Source organism: Williamsia sp. Y844, from assembly GCF_056786475.1.
The window spans coordinates 153,379-167,441 of record NZ_JBXCJB010000001.1; the positions used below are offsets into that span (position 1 = coordinate 153,379).

Annotated in this window: 16 protein-coding genes; 9 read left to right on the forward strand and 7 right to left on the reverse strand. The window is 63.8% G+C overall.

Annotated elements, in window-relative coordinates:
* Positions 1-111 precede the first annotated feature (111 nt).
* Together rpmB and AC1TQG_RS00760 are read left to right on the forward strand one after the other, a co-directional pair.
* Positions 112-303: a 50S ribosomal protein L28 gene (rpmB, locus tag AC1TQG_RS00755; RefSeq protein ID WP_036517975.1), complete on the forward strand. Its 192-nt coding sequence runs from the start codon at positions 112-114 to the stop codon at positions 301-303.
* 2 nt (positions 304-305) lie between these two features.
* Positions 306-1,124 carry an enoyl-CoA hydratase/isomerase family protein gene (locus AC1TQG_RS00760; protein WP_482135050.1) on the forward strand — a complete coding sequence of 273 codons (819 nt, stop codon included), beginning with the start codon at positions 306-308 and terminating at the stop codon, positions 1,122-1,124.
* Between the two features lie 96 nt (positions 1,125-1,220).
* On the opposite strand, the gene AC1TQG_RS00765 is transcribed toward AC1TQG_RS00760, so the two are convergent.
* From AC1TQG_RS00765 to AC1TQG_RS00775, 3 genes are read right to left on the reverse strand one after another with little or no spacing between them, the layout of a single operon-like run.
* Entirely contained in the window at positions 1,221-1,901 is a 681-nt protein-coding gene (locus tag AC1TQG_RS00765) for a uracil-DNA glycosylase (protein WP_482135051.1), read from the reverse strand.
* 6 nt (positions 1,902-1,907) lie between these two features.
* Positions 1,908-2,429, reverse strand: a complete 522-nt coding sequence (locus tag AC1TQG_RS00770) for a gamma carbonic anhydrase family protein (protein ID WP_482135052.1) — start codon at positions 2,427-2,429, stop codon at positions 1,908-1,910.
* Between the two features lie 42 nt (positions 2,430-2,471).
* The gene (locus AC1TQG_RS00775) at positions 2,472-3,449 is read right to left on the reverse strand and encodes a thiamine-phosphate kinase (protein WP_482135053.1); all 978 of its coding nucleotides are present in this window, start codon (positions 3,447-3,449) and stop codon (positions 2,472-2,474) included.
* 124 nt (positions 3,450-3,573) lie between these two features.
* Between AC1TQG_RS00775 and AC1TQG_RS00780 the strand changes: the two genes are divergently transcribed.
* Together AC1TQG_RS00780 and AC1TQG_RS00785 are read left to right on the forward strand one after the other, a co-directional pair.
* Complete coding sequence (locus AC1TQG_RS00780) at positions 3,574-3,822, forward strand: Lrp/AsnC ligand binding domain-containing protein (protein ID WP_482135054.1); 249 nt, start codon at positions 3,574-3,576, stop codon at positions 3,820-3,822.
* Positions 3,819-4,361 (forward strand): DUF3515 domain-containing protein, encoded by a 543-nt coding sequence (locus AC1TQG_RS00785; RefSeq protein ID WP_482135055.1) that lies wholly within the window; start codon positions 3,819-3,821, stop codon positions 4,359-4,361. The genes AC1TQG_RS00780 and AC1TQG_RS00785 overlap by 4 nt, the downstream gene beginning before the upstream one ends.
* A gap of 85 nt (positions 4,362-4,446) precedes the next feature.
* Here AC1TQG_RS00785 and AC1TQG_RS00790 read toward each other — a convergent pair whose 3' ends face one another.
* Positions 4,447-5,442 carry an NAD(P)H-dependent glycerol-3-phosphate dehydrogenase gene (locus tag AC1TQG_RS00790; protein WP_482137216.1) on the reverse strand — a complete coding sequence of 332 codons (996 nt, stop codon included), beginning with the start codon at positions 5,440-5,442 and terminating at the stop codon, positions 4,447-4,449.
* Between the two features lie 124 nt (positions 5,443-5,566).
* On the opposite strand from AC1TQG_RS00790, the gene cofC reads away from it, so the two are divergent.
* From cofC to AC1TQG_RS00805, 3 genes are read left to right on the forward strand one after another with little or no spacing between them, the layout of a single operon-like run.
* A complete protein-coding gene (gene cofC, locus AC1TQG_RS00795) occupies positions 5,567-6,262 on the forward strand; it encodes a 2-phospho-L-lactate guanylyltransferase (protein WP_482135056.1) in 696 nt (231 codons plus the stop codon).
* Positions 6,263-6,269: 7 nt separating this feature from the next.
* Entirely contained in the window at positions 6,270-8,471 is a 2,202-nt protein-coding gene (locus tag AC1TQG_RS00800) for an RNA degradosome polyphosphate kinase (protein ID WP_482135057.1), read from the forward strand.
* Positions 8,468-9,376 (forward strand): NUDIX hydrolase, encoded by a 909-nt coding sequence (locus AC1TQG_RS00805; RefSeq protein WP_482135058.1) that lies wholly within the window; start codon positions 8,468-8,470, stop codon positions 9,374-9,376. The genes AC1TQG_RS00800 and AC1TQG_RS00805 overlap by 4 nt, the downstream gene beginning before the upstream one ends.
* A 78-nt stretch (positions 9,377-9,454) precedes the next feature.
* Here AC1TQG_RS00805 and AC1TQG_RS00810 read toward each other — a convergent pair whose 3' ends face one another.
* From AC1TQG_RS00810 to leuC, 3 genes are all read right to left on the reverse strand, one after another.
* Positions 9,455-10,075 (reverse strand): HU family DNA-binding protein, encoded by a 621-nt coding sequence (locus AC1TQG_RS00810; protein ID WP_482135059.1) that lies wholly within the window; start codon positions 10,073-10,075, stop codon positions 9,455-9,457.
* Between the two features lie 130 nt (positions 10,076-10,205).
* Positions 10,206-10,832 (reverse strand): 3-isopropylmalate dehydratase small subunit, encoded by a 627-nt coding sequence (gene leuD, locus AC1TQG_RS00815; RefSeq protein ID WP_482135060.1) that lies wholly within the window; start codon positions 10,830-10,832, stop codon positions 10,206-10,208.
* A gap of 25 nt (positions 10,833-10,857) precedes the next feature.
* Entirely contained in the window at positions 10,858-12,300 is a 1,443-nt protein-coding gene (gene leuC / locus AC1TQG_RS00820; RefSeq protein WP_482135061.1) for a 3-isopropylmalate dehydratase large subunit, read from the reverse strand.
* Positions 12,301-12,371: 71 nt separating this feature from the next.
* Between leuC and AC1TQG_RS00825 the strand changes: the two genes are divergently transcribed.
* Positions 12,372-13,091, forward strand: a complete 720-nt coding sequence (locus AC1TQG_RS00825) for an IclR family transcriptional regulator (protein ID WP_482135062.1) — start codon at positions 12,372-12,374, stop codon at positions 13,089-13,091.
* Between the two features lie 86 nt (positions 13,092-13,177).
* Positions 13,178-13,678 (forward strand): pyridoxamine 5'-phosphate oxidase family protein, encoded by a 501-nt coding sequence (locus AC1TQG_RS00830; RefSeq protein WP_482135063.1) that lies wholly within the window; start codon positions 13,178-13,180, stop codon positions 13,676-13,678.
* The last annotated feature ends 385 nt before the right edge of the window (positions 13,679-14,063 follow it).

Genomic DNA, 14,063 nt, shown 5'->3' on the forward strand with positions numbered 1-14,063 from the left:
ATCACGGGCCCGGTGACAGCTATCCTTGCAGGGTTGCCCATTGGGCGTCGGCATCCGTGTCGACAACTCTGGGCCGATGACCACCTAATTTCTCATTGAAGGAGTTCGACGATGGCTGCCGTCTGCGACGTATGCGCCAAGGGCCCCGGCTTCGGTAAGTCGGTCTCGCACTCACACCGGCGTACAAACCGGCGCTGGAATCCCAACATCCAGTCCGTGCGTGCGCAGGTTGCCCCCGGAAACCGCAAGCGGATCAATGTTTGCACCTCTTGCCTGAAGGCCGGCAAAGTCGTTCGGGGCTGAGTGTGACCGAGTTGCGGTCCACTCCGACCGATTCCGACTCAGTTCAACTCATCGATGGCGTGCTCCGCATTGCCATCGCCTCAGACAAGGCCGGTAACTCGCTGGACCGGGTCTACTTCGATCGTGGCGCTGTTGCGCTGCGTCAGTTGGCCCGCGGCGAGATCAAGGCGGGTGCGGTGCTGCTCGTCGGTACCGGAGCGAATTTCTGCGCGGGCGGCAACGTCCGCGACTTCGCTTCTGCCGACGATCGTGCCGAGTTCCTGGCCGGACTGGCCGGTGACTTCCACGACTTCATCCGCGCGCTGAACTCTGCGAACGTACCGATCGTTGCCGCGGTGCACGGCTGGGCCGCAGGTGCCGGAATGAGCATCGTCACGCACTGTGACGTTGCCATCGCCGGTACCTCGACGAAGCTCCGTCCGGCATACCTCGGCATCGGACTGACCCCCGACGGCGGCCTCACCTGGACGCTGCCGCGGGTCATTGGTGCCGCACGTGCACGCGACATCATCTTGACCAACCGCGCGGTCGACGCCGCCGAGGCACTCGACCTCGGCCTGATCTCGCGTGTGGTCGAAGACGATCAGGTGCTGGTCACCGCCGAGGCTGCTGCAGCCTCGATCGCGGCCGGCCCGTGGCGCACGCTCACGGCCACGCGCAAGCTCCTGAACGCATCGGCGACCCGCTCGCTCACCGAGCAGCTCGACGCCGAAGCAGAGTCGATCGCTGCACTGTCCGCATTGCCGGACGGCATCGAGGGTGTCAACGCGTTTGTCGGCAAGACCAAGCCGGACTACGCGTCGGTCAACGCCAACAGCTGAGTCTTTGAACTGAAGCACATTCACACCTGAAAATGGCCACCTGCTTTCCGCGGGTGGCCATTTTTGTATTCGGATGCCGCCAGATCTCGGATCCGGTCAGGGTAGGCGCCAATCGATTTCGGTGCCACCCTGCTCCACCAGTGCGGCGTTGGCCCGGGAGAACGGCTTCGAACCGAAGAATCCCCGACGGGCCGACAGCGGCGACGGATGCGGCGAGATGATCGTCGCGACCCCGGGTAGCCACGGCTGCAACGACGCGGCATCCTTGCCCCACAAGATGGCAACCAACGGTTGGTCGCGGGCCGCCAATGCCTTGATGGCGCACTCGGTGACCGATTCCCAACCCTTCCGACGATGGCTTCCCGCAGCCCCCGGCGCCACGGTGAGCACCCTGTTGAGCAGCAGGACACCCTGTTTCGCCCACGGTGTCAGGTCGCCGTTCGACGGCCGCGGAAGTCCGAGGTCATCGCAGTATTCGGTATAGATGTTGCCCAGGCTCCGCGGTACCGGTTTCACATCGGGCGCCACCGAGAAGCTCAGGCCGACAGCGTGACCTGGCGTCGGGTAGGGATCCTGCCCGACGATCAGGACGCGCACCTGGTCGAACGGGTCCGAGAAGGCACGCAGCACGTTTCCGCTTTCCGGCAGATACGTGCGGCCTTCCGCGAGTTCGGCCCGCAGAAAGGCTCCCATTTTGGTGACATCGTCGGCGACCGGCGCGAGTGCGCGGGCCCAGCCCGGATCCACCAGGGCCGAAAGTGGTTGTGCGTCAGACATGGCCGTCTAGTCCAGGCGGCGCAGCGCGGTGCGGTAGTACGCAGCGTTGGCGGCGTAGTTCTCGACGCTCATCTCGATATGGTCCTCGGCAACCTCGTAGCCCTGCCGGACCTTCGCCGGAACACCCAGAGCCATCGAGCGTTCGGGAAGTTCGAAGCCGTACGCGACCACCGCGCCTGCACCGACGATCGACCCGGCCCCGATCCGAGAACCGTTGAGTACCACCGAACCTGATGCGATCAGGCAGCTGTCGCCGATGGTCGCACCTTCGATGTGCGCGTTGTGCCCGACGACACAACGCGCGCCGATCACCGTCGGATGCACGGGTGTGCAATGGATTACGGTGCCGTCCTGAATGTTCGTCTTCTCACCGATATGGATGGTCCCGTAGTCACCCCGCAGCACCGCGCCCGGCCAGACAGAGGCACCGGCCGCGAGGGTCACCGCGCCGATCACCACAGCATCCGGATGTACGTAGGCGCCTTCGCCCAGCTCGGGTTCGCGATCATCGAGTGCGTAAATAGCCATGAACGCCACAGTATCGGTAGTGCCGAACCCCACACGCACCCGTCAGAACGTATGCCAACCCGCCTCGAGATCAACCGTATCCATGCCGTGAACGGTGACCGGGGGCTCAGCGGGCCCGGCATGCACCGAACCGATCGCGGTCCACCCGACCGGAAGCTCTCCGGCAGCGAACGTGGCCAGCAGCTCGTGATCTTCACCGCCGGTGCTCGTCCAGACATTCATGTCCACACCGAGCCTGGCTGCGGCAGCCGGCAATTCAGGCACCACCGGGATGGCGGCAACATCGATCTCGATCCGCAGCCCACTGGCCCGCGACATCGTATGGAGCTCCCGCATCAGCCCATCAGAGATGTCGGTCATCGAATGGACGCCTGCCTCCGCGGCGACGACGCCGAGCTCCAGGTGCGGCTCCGGCGCGCAATGTGCCTGCACCAGACCAGCGAAATCGCTGATACCGGCCGACAACAGATCCATGCCTGCGGCCGACGACCCGAGCGGCCCCGAGACAGCCACCACGTCGCCGACCTGAGCCGTCGACAGCCGGACCGGGGTGCGGGTGTCCATGGCGCCGATCGCGGTCACCGCGAGCACGAGTTGATCGCCTGCTGTCAGGTCACCGCCGACAACGTTCGCCCCGTATCGCCGGGCAGCCTCACGCATCCCGTCGCGCAGACCCACCAAGGTGGCTACCGGAATGTCTTTCGGACAGGTCACCGAAGCAAGAAACCCGGTGACCCGGCCGCCCATCGAGATGACGTCGGCGGCGTTCGCGACCACCGCCTTGAACCCGATCTGTTGTGGACTGCTCCAGTCCATCCGGAAGTGCCTGCCGTCGACCAATGCGTCGGTGCTGACCACCACCGGGCCGGCGCCGACGAGCACGGCGGCGTCGTCGCCGGGACCGACCAGCACCATGTGATCACCCCGGGCGTCGTCGTCGGGGGTGGTGAACAGATCGATCAGCACTTGCTCGCCGACCTCACTGACCGTGGGAACCGGATCGGTGGACAGCGTTCTCACCGCGCCTTTCGTTTGGATGTCGGCCTGCTTGATTGGCCACTCGGCACCGTTGTCGGTGACAATATGTGCCAGTCTATTTGGGTCAGCCGCTCCGCTGATCGTCGTCGTGAACGAAAGGAACGCCGTGGTTCAGGCTTACATACTGATCCAGACCGAGGTCGGTAAGGCTGCGGTAGCCGCAGCAGCGATCTCGGATATCGCCGGCGTTGCCTCGTCCGAGGAGGTCAGCGGACCGTACGACGTCATCGTGCGGGTCGACGCGACCAATGCGGCCCACCTCACCGAAGAGGTGGTTCCGAAGATTCAGCAGGTGGATGGGATCACTCGAACCCTGACGTGCCCGGTCGTGACAGGCATCCCGAGGCTGGTGTGAGCGAGTCAACCCCCAGTCGCCCCGGTCGCCTACATCCGGCGATCATCGCAACCATCATCACGATCCCGGTGATGGTCATCGTGGCCTTCATCACCTATGCGGTCGTCAAGACCGACGACAGCACCTCCGCCGACACACCCCTGAAGTCGATGGCGGCACCCGAGCAGTCATCACCGGACTGCGCGGCACTCATCGCCGCGCTGCCCGAGACCTTCGACGGATTCGGCAAGAAGACGGTGTCCGACGACGGCATGGTCAGCTGGCCGCCGGGAGATCAGGTGCCCGGACCGGTTCAGCTGCGCTGCGGCGTCGATCGACCCGAGTCACTGTCCCCCACCTCGGGTCTGCAGGTGGTCGATCCGGTGCAGTGGTTCCTGGTCTCGGCAACCACCGACGCCCCGGGCTTCCTCTGGTACGCCGTCGATCACCGCCCCTACGTGGCGATCTGGCTCCCCGAGAACGTGGGAAACGGTCCGATCCAACAGTTTTCACAGTTGATCGACGAATACCTGCCGACAGCCCCGATCGATCTTGGGTGACTGAACCCCGACCGTTACCCGGTTTCGCGTGACGGAGTCACTCGGGTTTCGCGTGACGGAGTCACTCGGGTTTCGCGTGACGGAGTCACTCGGGTTTCGTCCGCCTGCCGAGCAGTGAGTAGATGGCGTCGGTGACGGTCAGACCCTCGTGACAGACCTGATGTACCGCATTGGTCAACGGCATGTCGACGTCATGCTTCTGGGCGAGGGCACGCACCGATGAACAGGACTTGACGCCTTCGGCGACCTGGCCGTGGGTCGCCTCCTGTGCCTCTGCGAGTGTTTTACCTTCGCCGAGGCGGCTGCCAAAGGTACGGTTGCGCGAGAGCGGCGACGAGCAGGTGGCCACCAGATCGCCGATACCGGCCAGTCCGGCCAACGTCTCCGGGCGCGCTCCCAGTGCAACACCGAGTCGAATGGTCTCGGCCAGCCCGCGGGTGATGATCGAGGCGCGGGTGTTGTCGCCCAGCCCCACGCCCGATGCCATGCCGCAGGCCAGTGCGATGACGTTCTTGACTGCCCCACCGATCTCGCATCCGACCACATCGGTGTTGGTGTAGGGACGGAAATACATGGTGCTGCAAGCCTTTTGAATCTCTCGAGCGCGAACCTCGTTCTCGCATGCCACCACGGTGGCCGCAGGTTGTCCGATGGCGATCTCCCGAGCCAGGTTCGGTCCCGACAACACCGCAACCCGATCCGCGGTCGCTCCGGTCACCTCGGTGATGACCTCACTCATCCGCAGCAGGGTGCCCGTCTCGACGCCTTTGGCCAGCGACATCAGCGTTGCCGTGTCACTCAGATACGGCAGCCACGTCTGCATACTCGTGCGCAGCGATTGCGACGGCACCGCGCACACAACCAGATCCGCGCCATCAAGCACCTCCGCCAGATCGGCACTGGCGCGCAGGCCCTCCGGCAGCGCCACGTCGTCGAGGTAGTCGGGGTTGGTGTGCGTCTGATTGATCGCGTCGGCCAGCTCGGCCCGCCGCGACCACAGGATCGTCTCTGTACCGGCGTCCACCAACACCTTGGCCATCGCTGTGCCCCATGAACCCGAGCCCATGACGACCGCCCGCATAACGCCACCCACCATCTGTCTCCACGACTGCGTGCGGTCTCTCCGCGACGCTCCAAGCCTAGAGGTCGGTGCCAAGGTGGGGTACCTTTTCACCCCGGCGGGGGCGCCGACCATGATGGACCCCATGGAAACGCGGCCGACCGCAGTCGTCATTGCGGTCAAAGAACTGAGCGGGGCCAAAACGCGGCTGGCTCCGGCCATCGGCCGCGATGCGCGCCGCGCCCTGGTTCTGGCGATGCTCGAGGACACCCTCACCGCGGTGGCCGGCACCGGACTCGATCGTGTCGTCGTGGTGTCGCCGGACCAAGCCGTGGCAACCACCGCCGACGCATTCGGAGCCGAGACCGTTGTCGACAAGGGCGACGTCCTCAACCAGGCGTTTGCGATGGGGATCGATCACGCGCTGGCCCGATGGCCCGGTAGCCGAATCCTGGTGCTGCAGGCCGATCTGCCCGCCGCGACCCCGGCCAGTCTGATCGCGGCCGTCGCGGAGTCGGCACCGCTGACGTCGTCGTACATCCCCGATCACGCCGGGACCGGCACCACCGCACTGTTTCTCGACCTCGAAGGTCCACACACAACCGACTTCTTGCGGTTCGGGGCCGACTCCGCGCAGCGCCATTCCGACCACGGCGCCGTCGATCTCATCAACGACTCGGACCGCTGGCCGGACCTTCGGATCGATGTCGACACAGTCGACGATCTGCTGACCGCCGCGCGGTTCGGTCTGGGTCCGGCGACGTCCGCGGTCGTCTCTCGCCTGCGCTTGAGTGAACAATCACAATCTCGCGATTCCACAGCCCGGCCCGATGGGCCATGATGGTCACGTGAGCACAGCAGATGCGACAGGCCAGTCGTCGACCCCACCCTCTATGCCGACAGCACCACCGGCAGCGACCGCTCTACCCACCAGCACCGCGGATCTTCCCGAAGATCGTTACCTCAACCGCGAACTGAGTTGGCTCGACTTCAATGCCCGGGTCCTGGCACTGGCCGAGGACACCTCGCTGCCGCTGCTCGAACGTGCCAAGTTCCTGGCCATCTTCGCTTCCAATCTCGATGAGTTCTTCATGGTCCGGGTGGCCGGGCTCAAGCGCCGTCACGAGACGGGACTATCGGTTCGCTCCGCCGACGGCCTTTCGCCGCATGAACAGCTGTCACTGATCGCCCAGCGCACCCAGGTATTGGCCGACAGGCACGCCCGCGTGTTCCTCGACTCGGTCCAACCGGCTCTGGCAGACAACAACATTCACATCGTCACCTGGGAAGCGCTGTCGGACGACGAACGCAGCCGACTGAGCGAGTACTTCCATGAAGTGGTTTTCCCGGTGCTCACCCCACTGGCCGTCGACCCGGCTCACCCATTCCCGTACATCTCGGGACTGAGCCTGAATCTGGCCGTGACGGTGAAGGACGTCGGCAAGGGCGGCGAACATTTCGCCCGCGTGAAGGTCCCTGACAACGTCGACCGTTTTGTCCGAGTCGACCGCCTGATGCCTGCCGAGTTCCGGCATCTGTACGCGAAAACCGATACCGCACCGGCAAAACCGATACTCCTTCCGATGGAGTATCTGATCTCCGCGCATCTCGACCATCTGTTCCCTGGCATGGAAATCGTGGAGCACCACGCATTCCGGATCACCCGCAACGCCGACTTCGAGGTCGAGGAAGACCGCGACGAAGACCTGCTCCAGGCACTCGAACGCGAACTCGCCCGTCGGCGTTTCGGTTCACCGGTCCGCTTGGAGATCGCCGGCGACATGACCGAGCACATGCTCGAACTGCTGCTGCGCGAACTCGATGTCGATCCGGCCGACGTGATCGAGGTGCCCGGGCTGCTCGACCTGTCGTGTCTGTTCCAGGTCGCAGGCATCGACCGGCCTGCGCTCAAGGACCCACCCTTTGTCCCGGCCACCCACCCGGCTTTCGGCGAACGCGAAACCCCCAAGAGCATCTTCTCCACGCTGCGTGAGGGCGATGTACTGGTGCATCACCCGTACGACTCTTTCTCCACCAGCGTGCAACGGTTCATCGAACAGGCGGCCGCCGATCCCGATGTCCTCGCGATCAAACAGACGCTTTACCGGACCTCCGGCGACTCCCCGATCGTCAACGCCCTCATCGATGCGGCGGCGGCGGGCAAACAGGTGGTGGCGCTCGTCGAGATCAAGGCGCGCTTCGACGAGCACGCAAACATCAAGTGGGCCAGGCAGCTCGAGCAGGCCGGCGTCCACGTGGTCTACGGGCTCGTGGGACTGAAGACACACTGCAAGACCTGTCTGGTGGTCCGGCGTGAGGGCTCGACCATCCGGCGCTACTGCCACATCGGAACGGGCAACTACAACCCCAAAACCGCACGGCTCTACGAAGACATCGGTTTGTTCACCGCTGCGCCGGATATCGGTGCCGACCTGACCGACCTGTTCAATACGCTCACCGGCTACTCGCGAAAGGTCGAGTACCGCAACCTGCTCGTCGCACCACACGGTGTGCGGGCGGGCATCGTCGATCGCATCCGCGCCGAGATCGAGCGGGCGCAAAGCGGACACTCCGATGCCCGAATTCGCTTGAAGGCCAATGCGCTCGTCGATGAACAGGTGATCGATGCGCTGTATCGAGCATCACAGGCCGGTGTCCCGGTCGATGTCGTGGTCCGCGGTATCTGCGCTCTCCGCCCGGGGGTTCCCGGCCTCAGCGAGAACATCACGGTGCGGTCGATCCTCGGCCAGTTCCTGGAGCACTCCCGGGTCTTCCACTTCCAGTCGATCAACGAGTTCTGGTTCGGCAGCGCAGACATGATGCACCGCAATCTCGATCGACGGGTCGAGGTGATGGCTCAGGTACGCGACCCGCGACTGACACGCGAACTCGACGACGTGTTCGCCTCCGCGATGGATCCGACCACCCGTTGCTGGGTACTCGGGCAGAACGGCAGCTGGACGGCTTCACCCGCTGCGGGTGAAGAAGTGCGGGATCATCAACGTCAGATGATGCGGCGCAACCGTCGTCGGGCTGACCTGAGCCAGTGAGCAAAACGGCAAGCGGCAACGGCGCGGTGGTCTACGCGGCCGGTGGCGTGGTCTGGCGCGAGGATCCGGCCGGGGAGATCGAGGTCGCCATCGTCCACCGACCCCGGTACGACGACTGGACCCTGCCCAAGGGCAAGGTCGAACCCGGGGAAACCTTTCTCAGCGCGGCGGTCCGTGAGATCGCCGAGGAGACGGGCTACCGCGTTCGGCTCGGCAGGCATGTGCGGATGGTCAGCTACGACCTTCGTGGTCCCGGCCGCAAGCACGTCCACTATTGGTCGGCCGAGGTCGTCTCAGGCGAGTTCACGCCCAACGACGAGGTTGACGAATTGCGTTGGCTTTCAGTGGAATCAGCAGAATCGGCGATCTCGTATCATCTCGACCGAAAGGTCCTGAAGTCCTTTCGGACCCTACCGGCAAAGCTTGATGTCCTACTGTTGGTGCGCCATGCCAAGGCAGGCCGCAAGTCCCGCTACAAGGGTGACGACCGGTTCCGCCCCCTGGAGAAGGTGGGCCAGGCTCAAGCCGAGGCATTGATGTCGCAACTGCTGTTGTTCGGCCCCACTGACGTTCATTCGGCAGACCGTGTGCGTTGCGTGCAGACGGTGGCACCGCTGGCCGACGAACTCGGCGTCGAGGTCGAGGCCGAGCCGTCACTGTCAGAAGAGTCCTACGCCGACGATCCGAAGGCCGGGCGCCGCCGGATTCGAGAGATTGCGCAGTCACCCGGGATTCACGTCGTGTGCAGTCAGGGCAAAGTGATCCCCCCGCTACTCAAATGGTGGGCTTCACAGGACGAGCTGAAACTCCCGGCGTCGCGAAACCGGAAGGGAAGTTTCTGGGTGCTCTCGCTGCACGACGGAAAACTCGTTGCCGCGCACCACGTCGACAGCCCGATGGGTTAGCGGCCGGTAACCGAAATGCCTTGAACGCAAAACAAACCCCGGTGGAGGGAAGGTCCACCGGGGTTTTGTTTGTCTGCGTCAGCGCTTCTTGGCCGGAGCCTTCTTCGCCGGAGCCTTCTTGGCAGGTGCGGCCTTCTTGGCCGGAGCTACCTTCTTGGCTGCAACCTTCTTGGCAGGTGCGGCCTTCTTGGCCGGAGCTACCTTCTTGGCTGCAACCTTCTTGGCAGGTGCGGCCTTCTTGGCCGGAGCTACCTTCTTGGCTGCAACCTTCTTGGCGGGAGCGGCCTTCTTGGCCGGAGCCACCTTCTTGGCTGCAACCTTCTTGGCCGGAGCCGCCTTCTTGGCTGCGGTCTTCTTGGCCGGTGCCGCTGCGACAGTTGCACTGCCACGCTTGACGGCCGGGCCCGATGCGCTCAGCTTCTGCTTGCCGGACACAACGAGTTTGAACTGTGCGCCCGGACGGAATGCCGGCACCCAAGTCGGTTTGACCTTGACGGTTTCGCCGGTGCGCGGGTTGCGAGCAACCCGAGCGGCGCGACGCCGTTTTTCGAAGACACCGAAACCGGTGATCGTCACGCTCTCACCCTTGTTCACCGCCCGCACGATTGTGTCGACGATGTGCTCGACGGCGTCAGTAGCCGTACGGCGATCGGTCCCCAACTTCTTTGTTAGTTCTTCGATGAGCTCTGCCTTGTTCATGGATTCAACCTCCGCAAACTGTTGACCCACTTTGGGCCATCTAAATGAACACGGTAAACGTCAAATCGCAAAACGTCCACGATCGACGCCAAATTCGCTCGGCGTGGCGAAAGGTATGCCGTCTAACAGGTTACGGCCGTGGCCTCGCTGCGCTCCCCGAAGCGGGCTCCGGCAGGGTCTTCGGTTTCCATACGGGCCTTGCCTTTTCGAACTCAGAAATGGCTTCGACCTGCCGCAATGTCAATCCGATGTCGTCCAGACCCTCCATCAGACGCCACCGGGTGTACTCATCAATTGCAAAGGGCACCACTAGGTCCGCTGCTGTGACCGTCTGATCTTCAAGGCTCACCGTCAATTCCAACCCGGGCTGCTCCTCGAGCCGCTTCCAGATCAGCTCGACGTCCGCCTGGTCCACCTGCGCGGCCACCAACCCGGCTTTTCCGGCATTGCCGCGGAAGATGTCAGCGAAGCGCGACGAGATCACGACCCGAAAACCGAAGTCAGATAACGCCCAGACCGCATGCTCACGGGACGATCCGGTGCCGAAGTCGGGGCCCGCCACCAGGACAGATCCGTGGTTGTACGGCTCGACATTGAGAATGAAGCCCGGGTCCGCGCGCCAGCCGGCGAACAGTCCGTCCTCAAATCCGGTGCGAGTCACCCGCTTCAGAAACTCCGCCGGGATGATCTGGTCGGTGTCGACATTGCCCTGGCGAAGCGGCACGCCGATTCCGGTATGAATGCTGATCGGTTCCATCGTCAATACTCCTTCTCGTCCGCGCTCAGACCGCGGGAACTGAATCGGTCAGGTCGGTCGGGGCACTGAGGCGTCCTCGAATTGCAGTGGCAGCAGCCACAGCTGGGGACACGAGGTGAGTTCGGCCTCCCTTTCCCTGCCGCCCTTCGAAATTGCGGTTCGAGGTCGACGCGGACCGTCCGCCGGGTGCGAGCTGATCCGGGTTCATTCCCAGGCACATCGAACAACCGGGCTGCCGCCACTCTGCGCCGGCTTCCTCGAAGATGTCGCCGAGTCCCTCTGCTTCGGCCTGCAGGCGCACCCGCCCCGATCCGGGAACGATGAGCATCCGAATGCCTTCGGCCACGTGATGACCGGACAAGACCTCGGCCACCGCACGCAGATCCTCGATACGCCCGTTGGTGCACGAGCCGACGAACACGGTGTCGACCTCGATCTCGCGCAGCGGCATGCCAGGCGTCAAATCCATGTACCGCAGTGCCTTCTCGGTCGCCTCGGCCTCTGCTGCATCGGCGATCTTGGCGGGGTCGGGCACAGAAGCACCCAGGGGCAACCCCTGCCCCGGGTTGGTTCCCCAGGTGACAAACGGGGTCAGCTTGGTCGCATCGATATGGACCTCTGCGTCGAAGACCGCACCGTCGTCGGTACGGAGCTGACGCCAGTTCTGCACCGCGGCATCCCAGTCGGCGCCGGTCGGCGTATGCGGACGGCCCTTGACGTATTCGAAGGTTATGTCATCGGGTGCAATAAGTCCGGCGCGAGCACCGGCCTCAATCGACATGTTGCACACGGTCATTCGGGCCTCCATCGAGAGCTTCTCGATGGCCGGGCCGCGGTACTCGAGCACATAGCCCTGTCCGCCGCCGGTCCCGATCTGCGCGATGACCGCCAAGATGAGGTCTTTGGCGGTGACGCCGGGCGGCAATTCGCCGTCCACATTGATCGCCATTGTCTTGAACGGACGCAACGAAAGTGTCTGCGTCGCCAGCACATGCTCGACCTCGGAGGTACCGATGCCCATCGCAATAGAGCCGAAAGCACCATGCGTGGCGGTATGACTGTCACCACAGACGACTGTCATACCCGGCAACGTCAGACCGAGTTCCGGTCCGATGATGTGGACGATGCCCTGATTGGCATCACCCATGGAATGCAACCGGATTCCGAATTCTTCGCAGTTCCTGCGAAGGGTATCGACCTGCAGACGCGAGATGGGATCGGCAATTTCCTTGTCGATATTCATCGTCGGCACGTTGTGGTCTTCGGTCGCAATCGTCAGGTCGGGTCGTCGCACCGGACGATCCGCCAGGCGCAGGCCGTCGAACGCCTGCGGGCTCGTCACCTCGTGGACTAGATGCAGATCGATGTAGATCAGGTCGGGGTTGCGTCCCGATCCCTCACCTTCACCACGCACCACAACATGTTCTTCCCAAACCTTTTCGGCCAAGGTCATTGGACGTTCGGTCATCATGATCACCAAGTTTCTTCTTCTGACGAGATGGGCTGGCATCTCAGTATGCGAGAGCATAGTATCGGCTTGTGAGAAATGATACCGCATCGGCAGTGGCCAGTGGGATCGGTGTTCTGGATAAATCCGTCGCCGTTCTGCACGCCGTCTCCGAAGGCCCGTGCAACCTGAACCAACTGTGTACGCGGACCGGATTGCCGCGTGCGACCGCGCACCGGCTCGCCGTCGGACTCGAAACCCACCGACTGTTGGCGCGCAATACTTCCGGCCTGTGGTGCCCGGGCCCCGCACTCGGCGAACTCGCCGCCGGAGCCACCGACACCGTGCGCGAGGCCGCAGCGCTGATCCTGCCCAGACTGCGGGAGATCACCGGCGAGAGCGTGCAGCTCTATCGCAGAGAGGGCGCCGACCGGATCTGCGTCGCCGCCATCGAGCCGCCATCCGGACTCCGCGACACCGTCCCCGTCGGAGCCCGGCTGCCGATGAACGCCGGCTCAGGGGCCAAGGTCCTCCTCGCCTGGGCCGACCCCGCGACCGCCCGGCTCCTGCTGGGTGAGAACGGTTTCAGCGAACGCACACTGCTCGAGGTCCGCCGCCGGGGATGGGCGCAGAGCATCGGTGAGCGCGAGCCCGGCGTGGCCAGCATCTCGGCTCCGGTACGCGACAACGCCGGCGAGGTCATCGCCGCGATATCGGTCTCCGGTCCGATCGACCGGATGGGACGGCGTCCGGGATCACGCTGGGCCGCCGACCTACTGGCCGCGGCGGATGCAATCAACAAACGACTCTAGGGTGGGGTATCGAAAGTCACATCTTCGAACGACAGTGACCTGACCGGCCTCCGTTGGCGCCCGGCAGGAGAACGAAAGGACACCCGATGGGAACGAACGAGCGCGGCAAAATCGTGATGGGCGACGACGAGATCGACGAATTCATCGTTCGCAGCCGCACTGCCACGATGGCAACGGTGTCCGCCACGGGCCGTCCCCACCTGGTGGCCATGTGGTACGGCGTCATCGATGGCGAGATCTGGTTCGAGACAAAGGCGAAATCACAGAAAGCCGTGAACATTCGCCGCAATCCGATCTGCACCGTGATGATCGAAGCCGGCCTCACCTACAACGAGTTGCGCGGCGTATCGATCGACGGGACCGCCGAGATCCTCGACGACCCGGACTCGATCCTGATGTGCGGCATCAGTGTGTGGGAACGCTACAACGGCCCGTACACCGACGAGATGCGCCCCTACGTCGATCAGATGATGAACAAGCGGGTTGCGATCCGGATCAAGACCGACCGCGTCCGCAGCTGGGACCACCGCAAGCTCGGACTCCCCGAAGTCCCGCTCGCCGGAACCACGGCGGAGTTCGTGAAGTAGTAGACACACCCGCGACGGCCTCCACATCGATTCGATGTGGGGGCCGTTCTACGTCGCGGGGGTCAGAAGCTCGACGACTTCAAATCCGATAGGCGCGATCGGCGGATGCCGAACTCAAATCAGGCGTAAGCAGCAATCGCCGCTTGTGATTCATGCCACACTCAGGCGTCCGCCGCGGCACAGCTACAAGAATCCCTCTTTTGCCGGCCACAGCGGGTCCCCCCGCTCAAACCAGGTGGAGGGTTCACCGAAGGAGTATCAACAGTGGGTTCAGCCGATTTTGTCGGACTTGCTTTCGGAATCTTGGGTAGCGGAATCCAGCTGCTCGGGGTGTATCTCGCCGCCGCCCTCGCAGCGTTTGGCCTATAGCTCCCAACAAGATTCG